The organism is Exiguobacterium sp. GL_137 (assembly GCF_057834585.1).
Genome location: NZ_CM174406.1, coordinates 1988105 through 2013007, shown reverse-complemented (window position 1 = coordinate 2013007; position 24903 = coordinate 1988105). Strand labels below are relative to the sequence as shown.

The following is a 24903-nucleotide window of genomic DNA, read 5'->3' as shown; positions in this document are numbered from 1 at the left end:
GTTTTGAAATGGATTATCCTGTTATCCTGTTTATGCGTACTGACCTTGATGTTGGCTGGATGTAACCAGCAAGAACAAAAGAAAGCGACGACACAAGGCGATGCCACGGAACAACCGATTGAAATCAAGGTGTCCGGAAAACAATTAGAACCAAACGTCGTCTTAGCTGTCGTCCAATTAAAAAATCCGAATGAACAAGCGGTGACCCTGACATTCCCGACATCCCAGCGATTTGAATTAAAAATCAAGGATGCGGATCAAAAAGTGCTCTATACTTTTTCGCAAGAGCAGGTGTTTACGCAAGCGATTGAACAAGAGCGCTTCAAAGGGTTGGAGACAAAACGTTACGAAGTAAGAATTGAGCTTCCGGATTCCAGTCATCCGACGCAAGTCGAGGCGATGACCATCCGTCAAGTAAAGGGAGATGCGATTTCCAACGGGAAAGCGCAAAATGAAATCTCGAACTAGGCAAGTATAAAAAAAGCTGAAGGAGTGTGACGGTTTCATGCAACAGGAAATCATTCAAGTGACGGGGGTCAAGCCGGTCATCGTTGCTGAAGAAGAAATTAAACAACGCGTTCAATTTTTAAAAGAGTATCTTGTGCATACAGGGGCAAAAGGACTTGTTCTTGGTATTTCAGGAGGACAGGACTCCTCATTAGCGGGTCGCCTTTGTCAACTCGCTGTTGAAGAGTTACGCAGTGAGACGAATCGAGATTATCAATTTTACGCCGTACGATTACCGTATGGTCAACAACAAGACGAGTCGGATGCCCAGCTTGCATTGTCATTCATCCGTCCGGATCATGCGTTGCGAGTCGATATCAAGCCGGCCGTTGCTGCTTCCATGGCTTCTTTTGAACAGGCAACGGGAGGCGTTTTGTCTGATTTTAGCAAAGGAAATACAAAAGCACGGGAACGAATGAAGGTGCAATATGATATAGCGGCTCATTACGGCTGTTTAGTCGTCGGAACAGATCATGCAGCAGAATTCGTAACCGGTTTTTATACGAAACACGGGGATGGAGCATGTGATTTAACACCATTGACCGGACTGAACAAGCGCCAAGGAAAACAGTTACTCCGTGAATTACAGGCACCTGAAGGATTGATTGAAAAAGTTCCGACAGCCGACTTAGAAGACAATCAGCCGGGGTTGCCTGATGAACAAGCGCTGGGCATGACATACAATGAAATTGATGATTATTTAGAAGGTAAAACGATTTCCAGTGAAAGCCAGGCTAAGCTGGAAGGTCAGTACAAACGAGTGGGACATAAACACCATATGCCGGTCTCGCCACTGGATACTTGGTGGAAATGAGTAATCCATTGCAGACGACAGCTGAAACAGCTGTCGTTTTTTTCGTCTGAAAATCGGGAAAAGACTCAAAACACATCAATAAGAGAGTCGGACGGGAGGTAAAGACATGGAATCAATTGCAGTCGTTGGTGGTGGACTAGCGGGATTATCAGCCGCAGCCTTGCTTGCCAAACAAGGAAAACGTGTTCAGCTATATGATGCAGCGATGTTAGGCGGAAGAGCGACCTCACAAATCATCAAAGGGTATACGTTTAACTACGGGGCGCATGCAGTGTACGGGCGGGATCATTCCGTGTTAAAGACGATCATTAAAAGCTTGAAATTAGAGATTACCTGGCTGGACTTTTCTTCGACGAAAGCAAAATATGAATTTTCCGGCCACTTAACTGCTGCTCCGGCTAATGCGATTGGTCTCTTGAAGACAGAAGTGATTGGCGGAACGGATAAACTTCGTTTTACATGGGAAGTTGTGAAAACAGTTCTCCGTCTTGAAAAAGGAGTGCCAGAGTTGTCAATTGGTCAATGGCTGGTGCAAGAAAAAGTCGAAGAAGACGTGTCACGCTTGATGCTTGATTTAGCGTCCAGTAATTTTTTTACGACCGAACCTGAAAACATTCCGTCAGTCGTCTATTTTGACTATTACCGGAAACTTTTTCGGACACGAAAACCGGTTTCGTATATCGCCGGCGGATGGCAAGTCCTAATTGATGAATTGGAACGTGTCCTGCAAGAACAGGGAGGGACGATTCACCGGAAAACTAAAATTACAGCGATTGAAGAAAAGGAACAAGGATACCGGTTACGTGACCGGAAAAAAACGGAATGGACTGTTGACCGGGTTGTCTTGGCGCTTCCGCCCCGTGATATGCGAAAGCTCGCCTTACCTGCCACCGTCCAATCCTTTATCGAACCTTTTGCCCAATATGAACCGGTAGAAGTTCTTGTGTACGATGTCGGAATCAGTCCATATCTCAAAACACCGTTTTCATACGTTTACGACCGTACCCATCAACTGTTCGTCACCGATTTATCTCATTACGATCCGAGTATCGCACCGGAAAACGGTCAGGTCTTACAAGTCGTCGCCTATCTTGCGCATCAGGAAGTCGGAAATCCAGATTATTTAGCGGAAAAGGTCAAACAGATTCACCGGCTTCTCGATCAGCATTATCCGCAATGGCAGGAACGTCTGGTCGTCGAACGGACAATGAAGCGGGCGATCGTTCAAGAAATCAAATGGAAGATGGGGCAAACTCCCCTCCCTAATTTTATGCAGGATGGACATAAGGAGACGATGGCTTTTGTCGGGGATTGGTGTGAAGGAGAAGGGCAGTTATCGGAATTGTCTTTCTCGAGCGCGTTGAACGTAGCAGCGGAATGGAAACAAAAAAACGCTCATTGAGCGTTTTTTTGTTTCGGATAAAAGGCAAGAGCAATCAAAATCGTAAAAGCAATCAAACTCATCATCGGAATCGTCAGGAAACCAAAATAATTGACCCACTTGATGAGGCAACCGTTCGTGCAGAGTGCTTCTCCGTCCGGTAAGCGTTCGAGTATGACGTGATAGGCTGCGACCGCAAATCCGAGTAACGTATATAATCGAAGAAAAAATCCATCGACCGGGCGATTACGGAATAAGGATACAAGCAAATAAATGGCGGTCGTATACATGAACAGACGTTGCCACCAGCACAACGGACAAGGAATGAATCCGCGAATCTCACTGAAATACAAACTGCCTAAAGTCGCGACCGTTGAGACGATCAACATAAAATGATAGCGTGACATATGTACCTTCCTCTCTAACGTGTTAAACTAATGCCATCTTATATCATGAGGAGTCGAATCATACATTGCAAGTGTCGGAAATGGAAATGTTGATTACGTTATCAGAAGAATTGAACATGAGACGGGCCGCAGAACGTCTTTTTGTCTCGCAACCTGCTCTCAGCCAGCGTCTGGTCGCAATCGAGCGGCGCTGGGCAACAAAGCTGTTCATTCGTTCATCACGTGGACTGAGTATCACCCCGCAAGGTGAAAAAGTCATCGGACTCGCCAAAGAAATGAACCGAAAAGAACTGGAGCTTAAAAGTGAATTGACGGCGGAAGAGGGGGCTGTTTACGGTACACTTCGGATTGCTGTCGCGTCCATTATGGGACAATATTGGCTTCCCCGTGTCCTGAAACGGTTTGTCGAACGTTATCCGCATGTCCGTGTCCAATTGGTCACAGGGTGGTCAAGTGAGATGATGCGCCATATGCTGGAAGAGCATTTTCATATTGGTATCATCCGCGGAAATCCTGATTGGAAAGGCGTGAAGGAACGGCTGTTCTCGGATCCGTTATATCTTGTTGACAGTGAACTGACGTCACTCGAACAGCTTCGGAAAACAGAACGTCCTTTCATTCAATTTAAAAGTGACTCGACGTACTATCAGGAGATTTTAGAATGGTGGCAGGACCGTTTTTCGAGTCCACCGGCCCGGACGCTCGTCGTTGACCAGATTGAGACGTGTAAACAGATGGCGCTTCACGGGATTGGTTTTGCCATCTTACCGGAATCAACGATTCATGAAGCGAGTGAAGTGATGCAGATTCCGCTTAAAACGTCATCGGGAAAAATTTTAAAGCGGGACACGTGGATTCTATCGACGGAGTCGATGCTTGAATTAAAACAAGTCCAAGCGTTTTGGGACATCGTCAAAGAAGAAGGAGGAAGTCAGTCAGATGGAATACGCAATTGAAATGCGCCGAGAACTTCATAAAATACCGGAGCCGGGTTTTAAGGAGTTTAAAACGCAAGCTTTTATCCTCGATCAAATCCGGTCGTACCCGGAAGATCGTGTTAGTTATGATACATTCGAAACAGGAGTATTTGTCCGCGTAAAAGGTTTAACGGGGAACCGGACGATTGGATATCGGGCCGATATCGATGGATTACCAATCGAAGAAGCAACGGGGTTACCATTTGGTTCTGAACACCCGGGCTTCATGCATGCCTGTGGTCATGATGTTCACGCATCCATCGCCTTAGGTTTGTTACGCCGGATTGTCGAACTGCCTGTCATGGATGATGTCGTCTTCCTGTTCCAACCGGCTGAAGAAGGACCGGGTGGGGCGGAACCGATGATCAAAAGCCCGCTGTTTGAAAAGTATCGTCCGAGTGAGATGTATGGTCTGCATGTCGCGCCGGAATATCCGGTCGGGACGATTGCAAGCCGGCCTGGTGTCTTGTTTGCGAGTGCCCGGGAAGTTCATATCACGATTTATGGACAAAGCGGTCATGCAGCCTTTCCGCATTTGACGATTGATACGGTTGTTGCTCAGGCGGCATTGATCATGCAACTTCAGACGATTGTCAGTCGTTCGATCAATCCAATGAACTGCAGTGTCATTACGATCGGGAAAGTGGAAGCGGGAATCCGGGAAAATGTCATTGCAGGTCGTGCTTTACTCGACGGAACGATGCGTGCGCTTAACGGAACAGACATGGAAAAACTAGAGCAACGTGTGCGTGACATCGTACGCGGCATCGAAGCTTCATTCGGCGTAAAAATCGATTTACAGTTTGGAAATCGGTATTATGAAGTCGTCAATGATCAACGAGTCGTTGATAAATTTTCGTCCTTCGTCAAAATGAATGCGAATTATATTGAGTGCGATGCTGCAATGACAGGAGAAGATTTTGGATTCATGTTAAAAGAAATTCCCGGCATGATGTTTTGGCTTGGTGTCAATAATGCTACGTCCGGATTACACCAGCCGACCCTGAATCCGGATGAAGATGCCATTCCCTTCGTCATTAATTTACTCGATCATTATTTCCGCGAATATGTCTAAACAAAAGACGTGACAATCGGCCCTTTATTCCTGAAAAAAATGGATAAAGGGCTTTCATTTTATAGAAGAGAACAGTTTTCGAACGTTTTGTGAAATAAATCACGAGTATATGTGAACAATTTGTTACATCAAACATTTAAAACAGACACAAATGATTATGTTCTCTATGATACGGATATAAACAATATATAGAAGTACGTCTAGAAAGAGGGGGCTATACACATGTTCAATGATCCAGTCATGCTCAGTCGATTATTGACAGGGCTCACATTAGCATTCCATATCATCTTTGCGACGATTGGGGTAGGGGTTCCATTGATGGTACTCGCAGCGGAGTACATCGGAATTAAACGAAAAGATTCAGACTATATTCTTCTGGCTCGACGCTGGACGCGTGGTTATATCGTAACTGTAGCGGTAGGTGTCGTAACCGGAACAGCAATTGGATTACAATTGTCGCTCCTATGGCCTTCTTTGATGCAAGTAGCAGGTCAAACGATCGCATTACCGTTGTTCATGGAAACTTTCGCCTTTTTCTTTGAAGCGATTTTCCTCGGTATTTATCTCTACACATGGGACCGGTTTAAAAATCCGTGGTTACACTGGTTAATCGGGATTCCGGTCGTCATCGGGGCAACATTATCCGCCTTCTTCATCACGACGGTCAACTCATTCATGAACTCACCAGAAGGATTTAAAATCGTCAACGGGACACTCACGCAAATCGAACCGTTAAAAGCGATGTTTAATACGGCGACACCGACAAAAGCAACACACGTCATCGTATCCGCTTACTTGACGGTTGCTTTTATCCTGGCAGCGATTGCGGCTTTCCATCTGTTACGGAAGAAAACCTTGTCGGCAGCAGAAACGGCATATCATAAAAAAGCTCTTCGCTTAACGGTCATGGCCGGATTAATCTTTGCGTTCTCAACTGCGTTAGTCGGAGATTTCTCCGGGAAATACCTGGCGAAATACCAGCCGGAAAAATTAGCAGCAGCAGAATGGCATTTTGAAACAACAAGTGAAGCCGAGTTGATTTTCGGTGGAATCCTGGATGAACAAGCGGACGGCAGTTATGAAATCAAAGGTGCCGTCAAAATTCCGTATGCTTTATCCATTCTCGCGGGCGGAGCGCCGGATACAGAAGTCATCGGGTTAAACGAATTCGCCAAAGAGGACCAGGCACCACTGTTTGTCCACTATTTCTTCGATATCATGGTATCGATCGGCATGTATTTAGCCGCCATCTCGGCCCTGTTCGTATTGGCTTTCCGACTCAAAAAGTTGAATCCATACAACAAGTGGTTGTTACGCGGTATCTTTATCGGTGGACCACTCGCCATCGTCTCGATTGAAGCAGGCTGGATGTATGCGGAAATCGGACGTCAACCGTGGACGCTCTATGGTATTATGAGAACGGCTGATGCGGCGACCACTTCGACCGCTGTCGGACCGATGTTGATTTTATTCAGTTTACTGTATCTGTTGCTCGGAACGATTTGTACAGTCGTCCTGCTCCGGATGTTTAAAAATAACCCTGTCGGCAAAGAACTCGCAGATGATCATCATACACGTGGTGAAGCGATGTTTGCGGACGACAACAAATAAGGAGGGAACGAGTTGGACATTCAAACACTTGGAATAACCGTACTTTGGACGTTCCTTTATGGATATCTCATCGTTGCCTCAATTGACTTCGGTGCCGGTTTTTACGCGTTTTATTCAAAATATACGAAACGGGATCATTTGACGAACCGTTTGATTCTCCGTTATCTTTCTCCGGTTTGGGAAGTGACGAACGTGTTTTTCGTCTTCTTCTTTGTCGGACTTGTCGGGTTCTTCCCGGATACGGCTTATTATTACGGAACAGCTTTACTCGTTCCCGCTTCAATCGTCTTAGTATTAATCGCGATTCGCGGTAGCTTTTACGCGTTTGCCAACTACGGTTCAAACGACAGCATGTTCTATACTTTCTTATATGGAGCAACAGGACTATTGATTCCGGCAGCGATGTCCACGACATTGACGATCAGTCAAGGTGGATTCATTCGGAAAACGAATGAGACAGTCGAATTCCTTGGGACGAAGCTGTTCACGAACTTTTATTCTTGGACGGTCGTCGCGCTTGCGATCGTATCCGTCCTCTATATCAGTGCCATGTTCTTGTTGTTCTATGCGGATAAAGCAAAGGACGAGAATGCAACACCATTGATTCGTAAATGGGCATTGTTCTGGAGTATTCCGACGATTGTTGTCTGTGCATTAGTCTTCTTTGGCTTAAAAAATCAAGCGGCTTGGCATTATGAAAACATCTTGAACGGTAATTGGTGGTGGTTCGCAGCAAGTTTCCTTTTCTTCTGCGTCGCGGTGACACTTGTCTACTTGAAGAAAAACTACGGGATTGCCTTTATCGCTGTTATGGCGCAATACGGGGTTGCCTGGTTCGGATACGGATACACACATCTTCCTTACATTCTTTATCCGTACATCGATATCAATAAAGCGGTCGTTAATGAAACGATGGCAACGGCACTTGTTGTGGTCTTTATCTTCGGATTGATGTTATTGATCCCGGCATTGTATTTGATCTTACGATTGTTCCTGTTTGATAACGACTATGTCAGTGGGAAAAAAGCAAAATAAACAGAACCTGTGTCACGTAACCATTCCGTGTGTCATCCATATAAAGGGTGGCACACTTTTTTGAGCGGATTTGTCATTCACTTTAAGGGATTGAAAACGGAAAACCGCATTAAAAAAGCGTTCATAGTAATTTAGAAGTGAATCGGGTACACTACTACTGAAGCAGAATTGTGAAGGAGAGTTGAACATGAATGGAGAGTTCGCAGTAATTGGTTTAGGTCGGTTCGGGGGTTCGATTGTCCGGGAATTATCAAAGAATGGATATGACGTTCTGGCGATTGATTCGGATGAAGAGCGTGTCAATGAATACATGGGGATTGCGACGCATTCTGTCATTGCGGATACGACGGATGAAAACGTCTTAAAGAGTCTTGGGATTCGCAATTTTGACCATGTCATCGTTGCGATTGGTGAAAATATTCAAGCGTCGATTTTGACGACTTTAATTTTAAAAGAGCTCGGTGTTCAATCGATTACCGTCAAAGCGACAAATGATTACCATGAAAAGGTGTTACGTAAGATTGGAGCCGACTTCATCGTTCACCCTGAACGGGATATGGGGGTCCGGATTGCGAACGGACTGATGAGTTCAAATATTTTAGATTATCTCGATTTATCACAAGAATTCTCAATCGTTGAAATCAAAGTCAGTGATCGAATGGCCAATCAGACATTAATCGACTTGGATTTGCGGAGTAAGTACGGTGCCAACGTCGTTGCAATCAAACGAGGCGAAAACGTCATGATTTCCTTACAAGCGGATGAATTGATTGAAAAAGGGGATTACCTTGTCGTCATTGGCGAAAATGATGACTTGGACCGTTTGGAACGTGCCATCCATAAAGTGAAAAATTAATATCAAAAAAGGCTGAGGAATCATTCCTCGGCCTTTTGAGTACTTGTTACATTTAAATGAGTTGGAATTCTTTCAGACCGTGTTCGATGCCGTCTTCTAGAATGTGTTTTGTGACGAAGTCAGCCGCCGCTTTTGTTTCAGCAAGACTATTGCCCATTGCGATGCCGGTTCCGACATAACGTAACATTTCTAGATCGTTCAGCGCATCTCCGAAGGCAAACGTATCTTCGCGCCGGATATTCGTCAACTTCAGGAATTGTCTGATACCATCAGCTTTTGACGAACCGACATTAATGACATCCATCGCATTCGGATGCCAGCGGATGAAGTCAAAGGCTTTGTAATTTTGAGTGTACTCGGCTTCTTCTTCAGCGGTACAATAGACAAGCGTTTGGAAGACATCATGTGTCGTAAATGCTTGCTCATCGAAGGCGGGTAAAGGAATATCCAGTTCTCCAAGGGATTCCTGGACCAACTGATCTGACGGTTTAGTTGAGAAACCCTGTGTTTCACCTAGATAGACGAGTGTATGACCGTTTTGATGTGCGCGAGCGGTTAAGTGCTTAAGATCTTCAATCGGTTGTGGGCGTCTGTAAATGACCTCGTTCTGATGAACAACGATTTGACCATTATAACCAATGATCGTATCGATGTTGAGCAGTTCGCGCACACCGGATAACATCGCCGGACCACGTCCGGTCGCGATGGCTACATAAACACCATTTGCTTGTAGCTGTTTAATTGCCTGTTTGGTCGACTCGGGAACAAAATGACCATCGTGAAGTAAGGTTCCATCGATATCGAAAAAGACGACTTTCTGATTTGCCATGGTTTCACCTTCTCTTTTTAATTGGCTGTTCAGCCGGATACATGTGGAATTATAGCATAGCGTTAACGTTTACGCCGACCTTGGTTTAGGAATAGGATGAAAAAATAGTAGGATATCGTGTATACTAATCTAAGGACAAAAAACAATGGACTGATAAGGAGTTGCTAAACATGATTTTTAAAGTATTTTATCAACCGCTTCGTTCGGAAGCCCCAGTACGGGAACGGACAGAAGTGATGTATGTTGAGGGAGAGAACATTCGTGAAGTGCGAACAGCGATTGATCACCTCATCAAAGATATCAATGTCGAATTCATCCGTGAGTTAAGCGGCGAATTCCTTGAATATGAAAAACTAAGCCCAGACTATAAGGTTGAAACGTTCGCATGAAGTTCGTTAAAAACCATCAAGCAGCCGTTTTCGCACTCGGTGGCTTAGGAGAAATCGGGAAGAACACGTACGTCGTTCAATTTCAAGATGAGATCATCGTCATCGACGCCGGTGTTATGTTCCCGGAAGATGAACTACTTGGAATTGACTACGTCATTCCGGATTACACGTACTTGATTAAAAATAAAGATAAAGTAAAAGGGGTCTTCATCACCCACGGTCACGAAGACCACATCGGGGGATTACCGTTCTTACTCAAACAAGTCAACTTACCAATTTATGCTGGGAAAATTGCACTTGGTCTCATTAAAGTAAAACTTGAAGAACACGGTTTGTTACGGACGGCCGAGTTACATGAAATTGATGAGGATTCAATCATCAAATTCCGGAAGACAAGCATTTCGTTTTTCCGGACGACACACTCGATTCCAAACTCGTTTGGCGTCGTTGTCAAAACACCGCAGGGCAACATTGTCCATACCGGTGATTTCAAATTCGATTTCACACCAGTCGGAGAACCTGCTGACTTAACAAAAATGGCGGAACTCGGCAAGGAAGGTGTTCTCTGTCTGTTATCAGACTCGACGAACGCTGAGATTGAAGGCTTTACGATGAGTGAACGTGTCGTCGGAGATACGATTTCAAACATCTTCCGTAAAGCAGAAGGTCGGATTATCTTTGCGACATTCGCTTCGAATATCTATCGCTTGCAACAAGTCGTCAATGCATCGGTCGAAGCAGGGCGTAAAATCGTCGTGTTCGGTCGGAGCATGGATAAAGTCATGATGATTGGTCAGGAACTTGATTTCATCAAAGCACCTAAAGGAACAATCATTGAACCGAATGAAATGAAACGGTATAAATCGAACGAACTGACGATTCTTTGCACAGGCTCACAAGGGGAGCCGATGGCAGCCCTGAGCCGGATCGCTAACGGGACACACCGTCAGATTTCAATCATTCCGGACGACTTGGTTATCTTCTCGTCTTCTCCGATTCCAGGAAACGTCGTTTCTGTCGGAAAAACGATCAACCAATTGTACAAAGCCGGTGCAGATGTCATGTATGGCAAGTTAAATGACATCCATACATCAGGTCACGGCAGTCAACAAGAACAATTGTTGATGCTTCGTCTCCTGCAGCCGAAATACTTCATGCCGATCCACGGAGAATACCGGATGTTGAAAAAACATATGTCGCTTGCAATGGACGCCGGTGTACCGGAAGAAAACTGTTTCGTCATGGACAACGGTGAAGTCTTGGCACTCGATGCCAATGCAGCTGCGATTACCGGTAAAATCCAAGCGAATGCCGTCTATGTAGATGGAAAAGGAATTGGAGATATTGGGAATATCGTCCTGCGTGACCGACGAATTCTTTCAGAAGAAGGATTGGTCGTCGTCGTCGTAACACTTGATTCTAAAACAAATCGTCTTGTTTCAGGACCGGATATCATTTCACGCGGATTTGTTTACATGCGTGAATCAGGTAACTTGATCAAGGATGCAGAACGCTTGTTGAAGCGTTCACTTGAGCAATCTTTGGCGAATCGAAATACAAAATGGACGGATATCAAACAAGTCATCAATGATACATTGACACCGTACTTGACTGAAAAAACACAACGTCATCCAATGATCATGCCAATCATCATGGAAGTATAAATAAAAAAGGACATTTCCTTATGTTGGAAATGTCCTTTTGTTGTTTCTTAATTAAATTAAAGCGATGAACCATATTCCTTGAACGGTTCTTTCGGATCGATTCGATTGTAAAACATGATGCCATCCAAATGATCATATTCGTGCTGGCAGACGACTGCTTTTAATCCTTTTAATCTTAATTTTACAGGATTTCCGTTATGATCGATGCCAGACAGGGTAATACGCATATAGCGCGGTACATGGCCTTCGACTTCCCGGTCAACGGACAAACAACCTTCACCGCCGGCAAGATATGTTTGTTCAACGGAATGACTGACGATTTTCGGATTGTAGATCCCGAACTCGAGAATATCATCCCCGTCTTGCAGGCGAATGGCAAACATCCGTTTGTTGACCCCGATTTGGGGAGCCGCCAGTCCGATCCCGCTACGCAAATCATATTTTTCAGCTAACTCGTCGTCCTGACTGTTGGCAAGATACTCCATCATCAGACGCATCGTTTCTTTATCTTCCTCGCTGAGGGGGAAGGTAACATCGACAGAACGTTCGTGAAGCGAAGGAACGTCTTCCCGAACGATTTCATTCATGGTAATCATGAACAACACCCCTTTCATCTAGAAAAATTATAGCATATCAAAGGAGGAATATTAATAACTAACACAGTTGTAAAATGATGAATAGTACAGAAGTAAAGCCGTTCTTCGAATGTGAGGTCATTCACAAGAACATCCGCTAAAAAAAATAAAACATTTCCTTTGATTTTATAGGTGTTACAGTTTTATACTTGTAACGTAATGAACAAGACATGCTTTCGTGTCTAGTCATGTTAATACAGTTTACTCAACTGGATAGGTACACAGATATATGTTCAAGAAAAGGTCATACGGGACTTCATTTTTTGAACACTATTCGTATGTGAGCAAATCAGTCAGAGGAATATTTCGCTGAGCACAGTGAAAGGATGAGGTGAAAAGATGAACTTAAACATGTTTAAAAACGTGGAAGAAAACTTTGAAACATTCCGCATTCTGGATGAAAAAGGTGAAGTCGTCAACAAAGACGCTATGCCGGATCTTTCAGATGAAGAACTTACGGAATTAATGCGTCGTCTCGTTTACACACGTATTTGGGATCAACGCGCAATCTCACTCAACCGTCAAGGACGTCTCGGTTTCTATGCGCCAGTCGCTGGGCAAGAAGCGTCAATGATCGGTTCACAATTTGCTTTAGATAAAGATGACTGGATTCTTCCAGGATACCGTGATATCCCGCAAATGGTTTTCCACGGCTTCCCGCTTTACAAAGCATTCTTATTCTCACGCGGACACATCACAGGTGGTAAGATTCCTGAAGGTGTTAACGTCTTAATGCCGCAAATCATCATCGGTGCACAAATCGTGCAAGCTGCCGGTGTTGCACTCGGTCTTAAGAAAAGTGGAAAAGAGCAAGTCGCAATTACGTACACAGGTGATGGCGGATCATCACAAGGTGACTTCTACGAAGGTATGAACTTTGCTGGAGCATTCAAAGCACCTGCAATTTTCGTTGTCCAAAACAACCGCTTTGCGATTTCAACACCGGTTGAAAAACAATCGATGGCGAAAACAATCGCTCAAAAAGCCGTTGCAGCCGGAATCAACGGAATCCAAGTTGACGGAATGGACGTTCTTGCTGTCTACGCAGCAACGAAACAAGCTCGTGTTGAAGCACTGAACGGGGTGCCGACATTGATCGAAACACTCACATATCGTTACGGACCGCATACACTTGCTGGAGATGACCCAACACGTTACCGTACAAAAGATATGGACGATGAGTACCAAGCACAAGATCCACTCGTTCGTTTCCGTGCGTTCATGGAAACAAAAGGTCTTTGGAACGAAGACAAAGAAAACGAAGTCATCGAACAAGCAAAAGCGGATGTAAAAGAAGCACTCGCTCAAGCAGATAAAGAACCGAAACAAAAAGTAACAGACTTCATCAACGTGATGGCTGAAAAGTTACCACAAAACCTGCAAGAGCAGCTTGATGAGTATACAGCAAAGGAGTCGAAATAACCCATGGCACAAATGACGATGATCCAAGCGATCACTGACGCAATGCGCGTCGAGATGAAACGCGACGAGCAAGTTCTCTTGTTCGGTGAAGACGTCGGTAAAAACGGTGGGGTATTCCGTGCGACAGAAGGTCTTCAAGACGAATTAGGCGAAGACCGTGTCTTCGATACACCACTTGCCGAGTCTGGTATTGGTGGTCTTGCAGTCGGATTCAGCTTAACTGGTTTCCGTCCAATCATGGAAATTCAATTCTTCGGTTTCGTATTCGAAGTATTTGATTCTGTAGCAGCACAACTCGCACGTTTACGTTACCGTTCAGGCGGCACGTACAGCGCACCTGTCACAATCCGTTCACCATTTGGTGGCGGTGTTAAAACACCTGAGCTTCATGCAGATAACCTGGAAGGATTAATGGCTCAGTCACCAGGACTTAAAGTCGTCATCCCTTCAACTCCGTATGATGCAAAAGGTCTTTTGATTGCATCAATCCGTGATAACGATCCAGTCGTTTTCCTTGAGCACATGAAACTGTACCGTTCATTCCGCGGTGAAGTGCCAGAGGGCGATTACACGATCGAACTCGGAAAAGCAGACATCAAACGTGAAGGTACTGACGTTACAATCGTAACGTACGGTGCAATGGTTCACGCATCATTGAAAGCTGCTGAAGAGCTTGAAAAAGAAAACATCAGCGTTGAAATCATCGACTTGATGACAATCAGCCCGATTGACATCGATACAATCGTTGAATCAGTTAAGAAAACGAACCGTGTGGTTGTTGTTCAAGAAGCTCAAAAACAAGCAGGTGTGGCTGCAATGGTCGCAACTGAAATTCAAGAGCGCGCAATTCTTGACCTCGAAGCACCGATTCTTCGTGTCACGGCACCTGACACAATCTTCCCATTCGCACAAGGTGAAGATTCATGGCTTCCGGACCACAAAGATATCGTTGAAAAAGTGAAAACTGTTTACAATTTCTAAGAGTGAACCGGAAAAAGAGGAGAGAGGTAATTCTCTCCTTGCTTCCGTTTTAAAGATAACAATCGACCAGAAGAGTGAAATAAAAGGAGGCTAATTCAAATGGGTTTATTTGAATTCAAATTACCGGATATCGGTGAGGGTATTCACGAAGGTGAAATCGTAAAGTGGTTCGTTAAAGCAGGCGACACAGTCAAAGAGGATGACATTCTTCTTGAAGTACAAAACGATAAAGCAGTCGTTGAAATTCCGTCACCAGTTGATGGCACAGTCAAAGAAGTAAAAGTCGACGAGGGTGTCGTAGCCGTCGTTGGTGACGTATTGATCACGTTTGATGTGGAAGGCGAAGGTTCAGCTCCTTCTGAAGAAGAAGCATCAGAGCAGCCTAAAGCGGCAGACAATGCAAAAGACGTCCAAGACACAGATAAAAAAGTCGAAGACAAACCGAATGAAGTTCAAATCCATAAATCAGAACGCGTTATCGCAATGCCTTCAGTGCGTAAATATGCACGTGAAAAAGGTGTCGACATCCGTGAAGTTCAAGGTTCTGGTGACAACGGTCGCGTTGTCAAAGAAGACATCGATGCATTTGCAAACGGTGGACAATCTTCAACTGCACCAGCAGCAGAAGAAAAAGCACCGGCAGCACAAGCTTCAGCATCTAAATCTGAAGTGAAACCGTATGTTGCAGCTCAACCTGAGCTTGAAACACGCGAGAAGATCAAAGGAATCCGTAAAGCGATTTCGAAAGCAATGGTCAACTCGAAACATACAGCACCACACGTTACATTGATGGATGAAGTCGATGTTACGAATCTTGTTGCACTCCGTAAAAACTTCAAAGAAGTTGCGGCAGCACAAGGTACGAAATTAACGTATCTTCCATTCGTTGTGAAAGCATTGACAGCAGCGGCTAAGAAATACCCTGCAATCAACGCATCGATCGACGATGTGAACGAAGAAGTCGTTTACAAAAACTACTTCAACATCGGTATCGCAGCAGACACAGACAACGGTCTTGTTGTTCCTGTCGTCAAAGATGCAGACCGTAAATCAATCTTCGGATTAGCAGATAACATTAACGACCTTGCTGGTAAAGCACGTGACGGAAAACTTTCTGGTGACGAAATGAAAGGCGGATCGATCACAATCACAAACATCGGTTCTGCTGGCGGACAATGGTTCACACCTGTCATCAACCACCCAGAAGTTGCAATCCTCGGTATTGGTCGTATCGCTGAAAAAGCGGTCGTCAAAAACGGCGAAATCGTTGCAGCACCAGTACTTGCTCTTTCATTCAGCTTCGACCACCGTCTCATCGATGGTGCTACAGCACAAAACGCGCTTAACTTGGTTAAACGTTTGTTAAATGACCCACAACTTCTCATTATGGAGGGATAAGCAATGGTAGTAGGTGAATTCGCACAAGAAACAGATTTACTCGTAATCGGGGCTGGCCCTGGTGGTTACGTCGCTGCAATCCGCGGTGCGCAACTCGGACTTAAAGTAACAGTCGTCGAACGTGAAAACGTCGGTGGTGTTTGTTTGAACGTCGGATGTATCCCGTCAAAAGCCTTGATCACAGCTGGACACAACTTCCAACATGCAAAAGGTTCAGATTCAATGGGAATCACATCTGAAAACGTCGCAGTCGACTTTTCAAAAGTTCAGTCTTGGAAACAGTCTGTTGTCAACAAATTGACTGGCGGTGTTGGTGGCCTTCTTAAAGGTAACAACGTCGAGACAGTCGTTGGGGAAGCTTACTTCCAATCTGAAGATACAGTTCGTATCATCAATGAAGATTCTTCTACACCTTACAAATTCAAAAAATGTATCATCGCAACTGGTTCGACTCCAATCGAACTTCCGGCTTTCAAATGGTCAAAACGTGTCCTTTCTTCAACAGGCGCATTGAACCTTCCTGAACTTCCGAAAAAACTCATCGTCATCGGCGGCGGCTACATCGGAATGGAGCTCGGAACAGCGTATGCTAACTTTGATACTGAAGTTGTCATCTTAGAAGGAACAAAAGATATCCTTTCTGGATTCGAGCCGGCAATGACACAAGTCGTCAAGAAAAAGCTCAAACAAAAAGGGAACATCACGATTCACAACGAAGCACTTGCACAAAGTGTTGAAGAGACAGAAGAAGGCGTGAAAGTTACGTTTGAAGTCAAAGGTGAAACACAAACTGTCGAAGCGGACTACGTCCTCGTCACAGTTGGTCGTCGCCCGAACACATCTGATCTCGGTCTTGAAATGGCAGAAGTTAAAGTCAGCGAACGTGGACTCGTCGAAATCGACGATCAGTGCCGTACGTCGAACGAAAACATCTATGCTATCGGGGACATCGTTCCTGGACCACCACTTGCACACAAAGCTTCATTCGAAGCAAAAATTGCTGCTGAAGCGGCTGCTGGACACCCGGCATACCTCGACTACAGCGCGATTCCTGCGGTTGTCTTCACAGACCCAGAACTCGCAACAGTCGGTTATACAGAAGTGCAAGCAAAAGAAGAAGGTCTTGATTACCTCGCTTCTAAATTCCCTTACGCTGCAAACGGACGTGCTCTTGCACTCAACGAGCCAGACGGCTTCTTGAAAATGATCACACGTAAATCAGACGGTCTCTTGATCGGTGCTCAAATCGCTGGTACAGGCGCATCTGACATGATCGCAGAGATGGGACTTGCAATCGAGTCTGGAATGACTGCTGAAGATATCGCACTCACAATCCACGCGCACCCTTCACTCGGTGAAATCGCAATGGAAACTGCTGAAGTTGCAATCGGTAGCCCGATCCACATCATTAAATAATCAAGAAAACCTTAAGCGGGGAGCCGACCGCTTAAGGTTTTTTTGTTTCGTTTAACCTTTCTTTAAAACAGGAAAAGGATAAAAAAGAAAGGGTGAGACACGATGGAATCGCAATTATCGCCACTCGAAGAACTGTATCATGTCTCAGAAACAGATAAAGTCAGGTTTATCGGTGTGACGACGGAACAAGCACGGTACGATTTTGGTGTCGTCTTTACCAAACAATTTTTTGGGAAGATGCTAGTTGTCAGTCTCACGAGCGGGCGCGCTGCATTGCTCGATCACACAGATGTATTGGATGCAGACGCTTTATACCGGTTACTCGGCATCGAGACCATTGATGCCGAGCCGGTAGGGGAATTTTTAGCGACACTGTTGCCGGATGTTCCGAGTTATGAACAGGCAGACTAAAAGACCGCAATTGCTTTTTCAGCAGTTGCGGTCTTTTTTTTAATGCACGTTTTTTAACGAATCGCGTTCGATTGTTGAATGACTTTGATTGTCTCGAGCGTATGATCTTCGAGTCCTTGAACGGGTAGACCGGCTTCGATATTTTCTTTGATATACGCCAAATTGTCTGTCGTAATCATTTCACCTGGAATGAAAATCGGAATGCCAGGTGGATAGACCATCATGAACTCTGCCGAGATCCGACCGACAGCATCCGCGAGTGGAATCGTTTCTGTTTCTTCATAAAAAGCATCACGCGGACTGAGGGCGAGTGCCGGAATATCGGGTAAGACGATCGAGTGGGACGCGGTTTTCGATCCCGTATCCCGGTGACGCTCTACAAGATCAGCCATTCCTGCAAGCAAGGCATCAATCGTCTCTTCCGAATCACCAGAAGTGATGATCAACAAGATGTTGTTTAAGTCTGACAGTTCGACTTCAATCCGGTGTTCTTCCCGTAAAAATTCTTCGACGAGATGGCCCGAAATACCAAGTCCTTTAACGGAAATCAACACTTTTGTCGGATCGAAGGCAAATGTCGCACTTGAATGCAAATCCGATTCACCAAACACGGCGAGATAAGGCAATTTCGCGAGTCCCATCCGCATCCGTGTCGCGAGTTCGAGCGCCCGGCGGTTCATTGCTTCTCCGTTAATCGCCAGATGGCGGCGGGCGCAGTCGAGTGATGCGAGCAATAGATAGGAAGTGGAAGTCGTCGTCAGCATCGACAGGACGGCCTGGACTTTATCCGGTGAGACGAGTCCGCGACGTACATTCAAGACGGAGCTGCCGGTCAGCGATCCTCCTAATTTATGAACACTTGTCGCAGCGAGATCTGCACCTGCCTGCATCGCAGACAGCGGCATATCATCATGAAACGCAATATGAACACCGTGTGCTTCGTCGACGAGGACAGGGATCCCTTTACTATGGGCAAGCGTAACGATGCTCTCTAAGTCACCTGCGACACCAAAATATGTCGGATTGATGACGAGGACCGCTTTCGTGTCCGGGTGAAGACTGAGAGCACGCTCGACGGCACTTGGCGTAATACCATGAGCGATGCCAAACATTTCATCAAACTCGGGGTGAATGAAAATCGGGTGCGCTCCAGAAAGAACGATAGCCGACATGACCGATTTATGAACGTTCCGGGGAACTAAAATTTTATCGTCCGGACCGACGACGCTCATGATCATTGCCATGATGGCGGTCGACGTTCCCTGAACGGAGAAAAATGTTTCGTCTGCATGAAAAGCTTGGGCTGCTAATTGATGAGCATCCTTGATGATTCCTTTTGGATGATGTAAATCATCGAGCGGCGCGATATTGATTAAATCGATATCGAGCGCATTTTGACCGATAAATGATCGAAAAGCAGGATCCATTCCTTGGCCATTTTTATGACCGGGAATATGAAATTGAATTGGTTGACGTTTCGCGTGCGCCAGCAGCGCATCGAATAAAGGTGTATCGAGCTGTGTTAAGCTTTTTGTTTGCACCAGATTTCCCCCCTTAAAACCGAATAAAAAAACAATCAAACAAGCTAACTATAACAATTTTTCATAAGGTTGCAACTGTTTTATGTTCGATTTCGTTGTAAAATAGGAAGCGTCAAGAAAGGAAGTGTCACAATGGCGGTCAATTATCCGATTAATCCGGACTGGTCTACGGACGAAATCGTAACAGTCATCCAATTTTTTAATATGGTCGAAGAGGCTTACGAAAAAGGAATCGATCGAATGGTCTTTTTGAATGCCTACCAGGCTTTTAAAACCATCGTCAATTCAAAGTCGGAAGAAAAACAGCTCGACCAGTTTTATTTTGAAGAGACAGGATGTTCGAGCTACCGGGCTGTTCAGCAAGCAAGAAAACAAACAGATGCTTTGTTGCGTTTAAAAAAGTAACGACATTCGTATCGTCAAGCACCCCCTCTTCTGACCGTTCAGAAGAGGGGGTGCTTGTTTAGAAAAAACAAAAACTGGTTATATACTACATACAAGACGATATCGTACAACTGTAAAATTGAAAAATAGATACTTTACATCTAAGTTAAATCGTACTATTATGGATTCAATCCACTAATTAGTCGCAATTGTCTGATAACTGAGTTTTTTATCCCGCGAAGGAGTGTGGTTACTGTGAAACAAGTGATCGAAGCATACAAAAGAAAAGATGCAGAAAAACGCATTCCTGTTTTGCGCCTTGAAATCGATTATGAACTTGCGACATTGCATGATGCAATCGTAGCAAGTGATACGGAAGCGATGGGTGCCAGTAAGGAACGTCTTGAAAAATACCGCCAAGAGATGGTTCGTCTTGAAGCGTAAACAAGATGATATCTTTTAAAATAGAATAAACGATAATAAAATAATCCCAAAATCAACCAGCGAAATTTTTGTTGGTTGATTTTTTTTGTTATCATGAGAATGTAGGACGGTTTGAAGGAGAAGGAAAGGGTGAGTCGGATGCAAGGGATTGAGTTACATGCGATCGATCTAATCAAACGGGCGGGCAAATATATTCGTCAAAAGATGGATCAAGCGTATCATATAGAAGAAAAAACAAATAAAAGTGATCTCGTCACAGAAATTGACCAACATGTTGAAGATTTATTGATTCAAGGAATCTTGGATCGATACCCGGATCATCATGTGTATGGAGAAGAAGGGCGAATCGTTCGTCCGGATACACTGGAAGGAACGGTCTGGTTTGTCGATCCGATTGATGGGACGATGAATTTCATCCGTCAAAAACGCTTATTCGCGATTTCGATTGCCATTATGGTAGAAGGGGAATTGCGTTACGGATTCGTGTATGATGTGATGGCTGATGAACTATTTCATGCCATCAAAGGGCAAGGGGCTTACGAAAACGGGATTCGACTCGCACCAATCCAGGATAGACCGGTCAAAGAAGCCATCATTTGTATGAATGCGACATGGGTGACGGCGAACCGGCGAATCGATTCTAATTTATTGGCGCCACTTGTCCGGGATGCGGTTGGCGTTCGGGCTGTCGGTGCGGCCTCACTGGAACTTGCGTGGGTCGCGGCGGGACGGGTCGATGGTTACATCACGATGCGAAATATGCCGTGGGATTATACAGGTGGACAAGTATTGATTGAAGAACTTGGCGGACGTGTCGGGACAATCGAGGGAATGGACATGACATATCTTGAACAAACGAGCGTACTGGCAGGAAGCCGGCAATTCGTCGAGGATGTGTTGACGTACGTGAAAAAATAAAACGCCCGTAGAGGGCGTTTAGGCTTGTTTACGTAAACGTGCTTTCAAGACGAAGCCGACTCCCATTGTCCCGATGGTCAAAAGAAGTGAGACGACGATCATGAGTACGTTTTGTTCCGCAATAAAAATACCGATGGCAGCCATTGAACCGACTGCGATGATGGCTAACAATAAAAAAAGAATCCGCATTTGTCATTTCCCCCTTGCGATACATGAACTCGTCTTTAGTTTAGCGTGAATCAAGGGCAATGAAAAGGCTTTCGCTGTCATCTTCGATCTAAGTGATTGCCAACTACCAGTCAACCTGTGCTATACTCTTAAAGTTGACCGAAAGTATTAATGGATTATTTAAATGAACAGAAAGAGGTACACACCTATGACAACAGTAGTAAGAAACGATTTACGCAACGTCGCGATCATCGCCCACGTTGACCATGGTAAAACGACACTCGTCGATGAGCTTTTAAAACAATCTGGAACATTCCGTGCGAATGAACTAGTCGAAGAACGCGCAATGGACTCAAATGATATCGAGCGTGAGCGCGGAATCACGATCCTTGCTAAAAATACGGCAATTGATTATAAAAATACACGCATCAACATCGTGGATACACCAGGTCACGCCGATTTCGGTGGTGAAGTAGAACGTATCATGCGTATGGTTGACGGCGTTATCCTTGTTGTCGATGCGCGTGAAGGCTGTATGCCACAAACACGTTTCGTATTGAAAAAAGCACTTGAGCAAGGTCTCCAGCCAATCGTCGTCGTCAATAAAATTGACAAGCCGATGGTCCGTCCACTCGAAGTTGTTGACGAAGTCGTCGACCTCTTGATTGATCTTGGAGCAGATGAAGATCAACTCGAATTCCCAGTCGTTTATGCATCGGCAGTCAACGGCTCAAGTTCATTTGACCCTGAACTTGAAAATCAAGAAGACACAATTACAAACGTACTTGATTTAATTCTTGAACACACTCCGGCTCCTGTTGACAACAGCATGGATCCTTTACAATTCCAAGTTACAATGCTCGACTACGATAACTATCTTGGACGTATCGGAGTAGGACGCGTCTTCCGTGGAGAAATCAAAGTTGGAGACAGCGTTTCGCTTTCTAAACTTGATGGATCAATCAAAAACTTCCGTGTTACGAAATTATTCGGATACTTTGGTCTGAAACGCGTTGAAATCGAAGCTGCAAAAGCTGGAGATTTGATTGCAATTGCAGGTATGGAAGATATCAACGTCGGTGAAACGGTTTGCCCGACTTCACACGTCGATCCACTCCCATTACTTCGCATTGATGAGCCGACTCTTCAAATGACGTTCATCGTCAACAACTCGCCATTCGCTGGTCGTGAAGGTGACCTCGTCACTTCGCGTAAAATCGAAGAGCGTCTTGAAAAAGAGCTTGAAACAGACGTTTCACTCCGTATCGAAAACACAGATTCACCAGACCGCTGGATCGTTTCTGGCCGTGGTGAACTTCACCTCGGGATTTTGATTGAAAACATGCGTCGTGAAGGATACGAAATTCAAGTATCTAAACCGCAGGTAATCATCAAAGTTGAAGACGGCGTTAAAGTTGAGCCGTTTGAGCGCGTTGTCATTGATACACCTGAAGAGTACACAGGTGGCGTCATGGAATCGATCGGTCTCCGTAAAGGTGAACTGACGAACATGCAAACAATGGATAACGGACAAACAAAAATGGAATTCATCGTTCCTTCACGTGGATTGATCGGATACCGGAATGAATTCTTATCTGCAACACGCGGATACGGAATCATGAACCATACATTCGAAGAATACCGTCCGTTCATCAACGCGGATATCGGTGGACGCCGCAGTGGTGTTATGGTCTCAATCGAAGCTGGTAAAGCGACTGCATATGCGATTTCTGCACTTGAAGACCGCGGAACGATCTTCATCGAGCCAGGCCTTGAAGTTTACGAAGGAATGATCATCGGTGAATGTAACCGTGACGTCGACCTCGCTGTTAACGTTGTTAAAGCGAAACAATTGACGAACATGCGTGCATCTGCGAAAGATACAACAAACGTTCTTAAACGTCCACGTGTCTTCTCACTTGAAGAATCATTAACATTCTTGAATGAAGATGAGTACTGTGAGATCACACCGCAATCAGTTCGTCTTCGGAAACAAGTATTAAACAAAAACGAACGTGAAAAACAAGACAAGCGTCGTCGTCTTGGTAAAGACTGAGCTCTTAACACGTAAGGGGGACTGGCAATGACTGCACAACCTGCCGTTGCTTCTGATTTCTCGAAATTTGATATTCCCGCCGTTGCGAAGTTGCTTGGTGTGGGAAGTGATCCGAATAACTTGAGTGCCGGCTTCAATGCACTGATGATTACGGTCGTCATCTTGACGTTAATCGTTTTTAAATTAGGATTTGCGAAAGAGTTAGCCTGGTGGAAATCACTGATCGTCTACTTGTTGCTCGCGGTGTTCTCTGCCGCTTTAACACTTGTCTTTTGGACATGGCCGATCCCTGAAGTATTGCTTGCTATGGTTGTCATTCTCGGAATTTACCGATTCCGGATGTGGATGGTCAAACGTGAGCGAGAACGAACCGCTTCTTGATTGTAAATCAACATAAAAAAGTTCCGTTTCCTTTTGGAGACGGGACTTTTTTGTGTGAAATGAAGGGAAATGCGTTCCGTGTTCGATTCCAGGAATAGTTTACGACAGGTTCGGGAAAAAAATAGCAAGAGGTGATAGATATGATCAACCGAAAATGGAGCATCCCGTGCAGTCTTGCTGTTGTTTTAGCCGGATGTTCAGAAACCACGACCGAAGATCCATCGAAATCGGTTCCGAAAACATCTGAGCCGGTCGAAAGTAATATCATTTTCAAAAATTTAAAGATACCGTGGAATATTGAAAAAAACAAACAGACCTTTTATATTACAGAACGGGAAGGGACAATCGTCAAAGGAACAGAAGGGAAGTATAGCCGGATGGAGCTCGAATTGACCGAACCGGTCGTTGCAGAAGGGGAGGGCGGACTGCTTGGGATGGCGCTTGATCCAGACTTCCAAAAGAACCGAATAGCGTATGTCTATCATACGTATGAGAAAGAGGGTGCACTTTGGAATCGAGTCATTGAAATCACGGAAGAGAACGAATCGTGGAAAGAGCAACGCGTGTTACTTGATGAGATTCCAGGTGCATCGATTCATAATGGCGGTCGAATTGAAATCGGACCGGATGGATTATTATATGTGACGGCAGGTGACGCGGCAGTCCCCGAAAACGCTCAAAAACTATCTTCTTTATCCGGAAAAATTCTCCGTATGAACCTCGACGGCAGCCCGGCGAAGGGGAATTTAAGAGAATACGTCTACAGTTACGGTCATCGTAATCCACAAGGGTTGGTTTTTGTCGATCAAACATTGTATGCAACGGAACACGGTCAGAGCGGTCATGATGAAATCAACCGGATTGAACAAAAAAACTATGGTTGGCCATTGATTGAAGGAACGGAAAAACAGCAAGGATTAGTAACGCCTTGGTACGAAGTGGGTGAAAATTCAGTTGCACCGAGCGGAATAGCAGAACAGGGGGGGAAGTTGTATTTTGGAACGCTGGTCGGTCAGAGCCTCCGGTCAATTGAAACGTCGACCTCTAAAGTGGAACAACTCGTAACGGACCAGGGGCGTATCCGGGACGTGATGACGGATGGACAACACCTGTATTACGTCACGAACAATAGCGATGGACGAGGAAATCCGTCGGATGAAGATGATGTCCTAGTTCGTCTCGAACCGTAAAAAAACTACTTTG

General features: G+C 45.0%; 26 protein-coding genes. 21 read left to right on the top strand and 5 right to left on the bottom strand.

Annotated features, from left to right (window positions below; genetic code table 11):
- The first annotated feature begins 3 nt into the window (after window positions 1–3).
- The 3 genes from AC3IRK_RS10670 (at window position 4) to AC3IRK_RS10660 (ending at window position 2723) form a co-directional block, all read left to right on the top strand.
- Window positions 4–468 carry a BsuPI-related putative proteinase inhibitor gene (locus AC3IRK_RS10670; RefSeq protein WP_426353815.1) on the top strand — a complete coding sequence of 155 codons (465 nt, stop codon included), beginning with the start codon at window positions 4–6 and terminating at the stop codon, window positions 466–468.
- Window positions 469–505: 37 nt separating this feature from the next.
- Window positions 506–1321: an NAD(+) synthase gene (gene nadE / locus AC3IRK_RS10665; RefSeq protein ID WP_131502674.1), complete on the top strand. Its 816-nt coding sequence runs from the start codon at window positions 506–508 to the stop codon at window positions 1319–1321.
- A gap of 106 nt (window positions 1322–1427) precedes the next feature.
- Window positions 1428–2723 (top strand): FAD-dependent oxidoreductase, encoded by a 1296-nt coding sequence (locus AC3IRK_RS10660; protein WP_489169949.1) that lies wholly within the window; start codon window positions 1428–1430, stop codon window positions 2721–2723.
- Here AC3IRK_RS10660 and AC3IRK_RS10655 read toward each other — a convergent pair.
- A complete protein-coding gene (locus tag AC3IRK_RS10655; protein WP_131502672.1) occupies window positions 2717–3109 on the bottom strand; it encodes a disulfide bond formation protein B in 393 nt (130 codons plus the stop codon). The two genes, AC3IRK_RS10660 and AC3IRK_RS10655, sit on opposite strands and share 7 nt — an antisense overlap.
- Window positions 3110–3174: 65 nt before the next feature.
- Between AC3IRK_RS10655 and ccpC the strand changes: the two genes are divergently transcribed.
- The 5 genes from ccpC (at window position 3175) to AC3IRK_RS10630 (ending at window position 8663) form a co-directional block, all read left to right on the top strand.
- The gene (gene ccpC, locus AC3IRK_RS10650) at window positions 3175–4065 is read left to right on the top strand and encodes a transcriptional regulator CcpC (RefSeq protein WP_012370890.1); all 891 of its coding nucleotides are present in this window, start codon (window positions 3175–3177) and stop codon (window positions 4063–4065) included.
- Window positions 4049–5161, top strand: a complete 1113-nt coding sequence (locus AC3IRK_RS10645; RefSeq protein ID WP_114595392.1) for an N-acetyldiaminopimelate deacetylase — start codon at window positions 4049–4051, stop codon at window positions 5159–5161. The genes ccpC and AC3IRK_RS10645 overlap by 17 nt, the downstream gene beginning before the upstream one ends.
- A 222-nt stretch (window positions 5162–5383) precedes the next feature.
- Entirely contained in the window at window positions 5384–6772 is a 1389-nt protein-coding gene (locus tag AC3IRK_RS10640) for a cytochrome ubiquinol oxidase subunit I (protein WP_131502670.1), read from the top strand.
- 12 nt (window positions 6773–6784) lie between these two features.
- Complete coding sequence (locus AC3IRK_RS10635) at window positions 6785–7807, top strand: cytochrome d ubiquinol oxidase subunit II (RefSeq protein ID WP_012370887.1); 1023 nt, start codon at window positions 6785–6787, stop codon at window positions 7805–7807.
- Between the two features lie 187 nt (window positions 7808–7994).
- Window positions 7995–8663 carry a potassium channel family protein gene (locus AC3IRK_RS10630; protein ID WP_012370886.1) on the top strand — a complete coding sequence of 223 codons (669 nt, stop codon included), beginning with the start codon at window positions 7995–7997 and terminating at the stop codon, window positions 8661–8663.
- Window positions 8664–8715: 52 nt separating this feature from the next.
- Here AC3IRK_RS10630 and AC3IRK_RS10625 read toward each other — a convergent pair whose 3' ends face one another.
- On the bottom strand, window positions 8716–9492 hold the full coding sequence (locus AC3IRK_RS10625; protein WP_131502669.1) for a Cof-type HAD-IIB family hydrolase: 777 nt from the start codon (window positions 9490–9492) through the stop codon (window positions 8716–8718).
- 170 nt (window positions 9493–9662) lie between these two features.
- On the opposite strand from AC3IRK_RS10625, the gene AC3IRK_RS10620 reads away from it, so the two are divergent.
- Window positions 9663–9881: a DNA-dependent RNA polymerase subunit epsilon gene (locus tag AC3IRK_RS10620; RefSeq protein ID WP_114595395.1), complete on the top strand. Its 219-nt coding sequence runs from the start codon at window positions 9663–9665 to the stop codon at window positions 9879–9881.
- Window positions 9878–11545, top strand: a complete 1668-nt coding sequence (gene rnjA, locus AC3IRK_RS10615) for a ribonuclease J1 (protein ID WP_012370883.1) — start codon at window positions 9878–9880, stop codon at window positions 11543–11545. Before AC3IRK_RS10620 ends, rnjA begins: the two co-directional genes overlap by 4 nt.
- A 56-nt stretch (window positions 11546–11601) precedes the next feature.
- On the opposite strand, the gene def is transcribed toward rnjA, so the two are convergent.
- The gene (gene def / locus AC3IRK_RS10610; RefSeq protein ID WP_131502668.1) at window positions 11602–12141 is read right to left on the bottom strand and encodes a peptide deformylase; all 540 of its coding nucleotides are present in this window, start codon (window positions 12139–12141) and stop codon (window positions 11602–11604) included.
- 378 nt (window positions 12142–12519) lie between these two features.
- Between def and pdhA the strand changes: the two genes are divergently transcribed.
- The 5 genes from pdhA (at window position 12520) to AC3IRK_RS10585 (ending at window position 17808) form a co-directional block, all read left to right on the top strand.
- The gene (gene pdhA / locus AC3IRK_RS10605; protein WP_012370881.1) at window positions 12520–13602 is read left to right on the top strand and encodes a pyruvate dehydrogenase (acetyl-transferring) E1 component subunit alpha; all 1083 of its coding nucleotides are present in this window, start codon (window positions 12520–12522) and stop codon (window positions 13600–13602) included.
- 3 nt (window positions 13603–13605) lie between these two features.
- Window positions 13606–14583 carry an alpha-ketoacid dehydrogenase subunit beta gene (locus AC3IRK_RS10600; protein ID WP_131502667.1) on the top strand — a complete coding sequence of 326 codons (978 nt, stop codon included), beginning with the start codon at window positions 13606–13608 and terminating at the stop codon, window positions 14581–14583.
- Window positions 14584–14682: 99 nt separating this feature from the next.
- Window positions 14683–15981, top strand: a complete 1299-nt coding sequence (locus AC3IRK_RS10595; protein ID WP_131502666.1) for a dihydrolipoamide acetyltransferase family protein — start codon at window positions 14683–14685, stop codon at window positions 15979–15981.
- 3 nt (window positions 15982–15984) lie between these two features.
- Complete coding sequence (gene lpdA / locus AC3IRK_RS10590; RefSeq protein ID WP_489169948.1) at window positions 15985–17397, top strand: dihydrolipoyl dehydrogenase; 1413 nt, start codon at window positions 15985–15987, stop codon at window positions 17395–17397.
- Between the two features lie 102 nt (window positions 17398–17499).
- On the top strand, window positions 17500–17808 hold the full coding sequence (locus AC3IRK_RS10585; protein WP_131502665.1) for an SAV0927 family protein: 309 nt from the start codon (window positions 17500–17502) through the stop codon (window positions 17806–17808).
- Between the two features lie 53 nt (window positions 17809–17861).
- Here the strand turns inward: AC3IRK_RS10585 and AC3IRK_RS10580 are convergent, their stop codons facing one another.
- Entirely contained in the window at window positions 17862–19349 is a 1488-nt protein-coding gene (locus tag AC3IRK_RS10580) for an aminotransferase class I/II-fold pyridoxal phosphate-dependent enzyme (protein WP_114595399.1), read from the bottom strand.
- Window positions 19350–19481: 132 nt separating this feature from the next.
- Here AC3IRK_RS10580 and AC3IRK_RS10575 point away from each other — a divergent pair, with 132 nt between their 5' ends.
- The 3 genes from AC3IRK_RS10575 to AC3IRK_RS10565 all read left to right on the top strand — a co-directional run bounded on the left by AC3IRK_RS10575 (window position 19482) and on the right by AC3IRK_RS10565 (window position 21095).
- On the top strand, window positions 19482–19754 hold the full coding sequence (locus AC3IRK_RS10575) for a UPF0223 family protein (protein ID WP_131502664.1): 273 nt from the start codon (window positions 19482–19484) through the stop codon (window positions 19752–19754).
- A gap of 234 nt (window positions 19755–19988) precedes the next feature.
- Complete coding sequence (locus AC3IRK_RS10570; protein ID WP_012370874.1) at window positions 19989–20177, top strand: hypothetical protein; 189 nt, start codon at window positions 19989–19991, stop codon at window positions 20175–20177.
- Window positions 20178–20315: 138 nt separating this feature from the next.
- Window positions 20316–21095: an inositol monophosphatase family protein gene (locus AC3IRK_RS10565; RefSeq protein ID WP_131502810.1), complete on the top strand. Its 780-nt coding sequence runs from the start codon at window positions 20316–20318 to the stop codon at window positions 21093–21095.
- Window positions 21096–21113: 18 nt separating this feature from the next.
- Here the strand turns inward: AC3IRK_RS10565 and AC3IRK_RS10560 are convergent, their stop codons facing one another.
- The gene (locus tag AC3IRK_RS10560; RefSeq protein ID WP_012370872.1) at window positions 21114–21284 is read right to left on the bottom strand and encodes a DUF5325 family protein; all 171 of its coding nucleotides are present in this window, start codon (window positions 21282–21284) and stop codon (window positions 21114–21116) included.
- 187 nt (window positions 21285–21471) lie between these two features.
- Between AC3IRK_RS10560 and typA the strand changes: the two genes are divergently transcribed.
- From typA to AC3IRK_RS10545, 3 genes are all read left to right on the top strand, one after another.
- Complete coding sequence (gene typA / locus AC3IRK_RS10555; protein ID WP_014970803.1) at window positions 21472–23319, top strand: translational GTPase TypA; 1848 nt, start codon at window positions 21472–21474, stop codon at window positions 23317–23319.
- Between the two features lie 27 nt (window positions 23320–23346).
- The gene (locus AC3IRK_RS10550; protein ID WP_012370870.1) at window positions 23347–23700 is read left to right on the top strand and encodes a YlaH-like family protein; all 354 of its coding nucleotides are present in this window, start codon (window positions 23347–23349) and stop codon (window positions 23698–23700) included.
- Between the two features lie 140 nt (window positions 23701–23840).
- A complete protein-coding gene (locus AC3IRK_RS10545; RefSeq protein WP_131972469.1) occupies window positions 23841–24890 on the top strand; it encodes a PQQ-dependent sugar dehydrogenase in 1050 nt (349 codons plus the stop codon).
- The last annotated feature ends 13 nt before the right edge of the window (window positions 24891–24903 follow it).

Excerpts from the sequence above, each read along its gene's own strand:
- nadE (WP_131502674.1), top strand. The coding sequence starts at position 506 with ATGCAACAGGAAATCATTCAAGTGACGGGGGTCAAGCCGGTCATCGTT.
- AC3IRK_RS10660 (WP_489169949.1), top strand. The coding sequence starts at position 1,428 with ATGGAATCAATTGCAGTCGTTGGTGGTGGACTAGCGGGATTATCAGCC.
- AC3IRK_RS10655 (WP_131502672.1), bottom strand. The coding sequence starts at position 3,109 with ATGTCACGCTATCATTTTATGTTGATCGTCTCAACGGTCGCGACTTTA.
- AC3IRK_RS10645 (WP_114595392.1), top strand. The coding sequence starts at position 4,049 with ATGGAATACGCAATTGAAATGCGCCGAGAACTTCATAAAATACCGGAG.
- AC3IRK_RS10640 (WP_131502670.1), top strand. The coding sequence starts at position 5,384 with ATGTTCAATGATCCAGTCATGCTCAGTCGATTATTGACAGGGCTCACA.
- AC3IRK_RS10630 (WP_012370886.1), top strand. The coding sequence starts at position 7,995 with ATGAATGGAGAGTTCGCAGTAATTGGTTTAGGTCGGTTCGGGGGTTCG.
- AC3IRK_RS10625 (WP_131502669.1), bottom strand. The coding sequence starts at position 9,492 with ATGGCAAATCAGAAAGTCGTCTTTTTCGATATCGATGGAACCTTACTT.
- AC3IRK_RS10620 (WP_114595395.1), top strand. The coding sequence starts at position 9,663 with ATGATTTTTAAAGTATTTTATCAACCGCTTCGTTCGGAAGCCCCAGTA.
- rnjA (WP_012370883.1), top strand. The coding sequence starts at position 9,878 with ATGAAGTTCGTTAAAAACCATCAAGCAGCCGTTTTCGCACTCGGTGGC.
- def (WP_131502668.1), bottom strand. The coding sequence starts at position 12,141 with ATGATTACCATGAATGAAATCGTTCGGGAAGACGTTCCTTCGCTTCAC.
- pdhA (WP_012370881.1), top strand. The coding sequence starts at position 12,520 with ATGAACTTAAACATGTTTAAAAACGTGGAAGAAAACTTTGAAACATTC.
- AC3IRK_RS10600 (WP_131502667.1), top strand. The coding sequence starts at position 13,606 with ATGGCACAAATGACGATGATCCAAGCGATCACTGACGCAATGCGCGTC.
- AC3IRK_RS10595 (WP_131502666.1), top strand. The coding sequence starts at position 14,683 with ATGGGTTTATTTGAATTCAAATTACCGGATATCGGTGAGGGTATTCAC.
- lpdA (WP_489169948.1), top strand. The coding sequence starts at position 15,985 with ATGGTAGTAGGTGAATTCGCACAAGAAACAGATTTACTCGTAATCGGG.
- AC3IRK_RS10585 (WP_131502665.1), top strand. The coding sequence starts at position 17,500 with ATGGAATCGCAATTATCGCCACTCGAAGAACTGTATCATGTCTCAGAA.
- AC3IRK_RS10575 (WP_131502664.1), top strand. The coding sequence starts at position 19,482 with ATGGCGGTCAATTATCCGATTAATCCGGACTGGTCTACGGACGAAATC.
- AC3IRK_RS10565 (WP_131502810.1), top strand. The coding sequence starts at position 20,316 with ATGCAAGGGATTGAGTTACATGCGATCGATCTAATCAAACGGGCGGGC.
- AC3IRK_RS10560 (WP_012370872.1), bottom strand. The coding sequence starts at position 21,284 with ATGCGGATTCTTTTTTTATTGTTAGCCATCATCGCAGTCGGTTCAATG.
- typA (WP_014970803.1), top strand. The coding sequence starts at position 21,472 with ATGACAACAGTAGTAAGAAACGATTTACGCAACGTCGCGATCATCGCC.
- AC3IRK_RS10550 (WP_012370870.1), top strand. The coding sequence starts at position 23,347 with ATGACTGCACAACCTGCCGTTGCTTCTGATTTCTCGAAATTTGATATT.
- AC3IRK_RS10545 (WP_131972469.1), top strand. The coding sequence starts at position 23,841 with ATGATCAACCGAAAATGGAGCATCCCGTGCAGTCTTGCTGTTGTTTTA.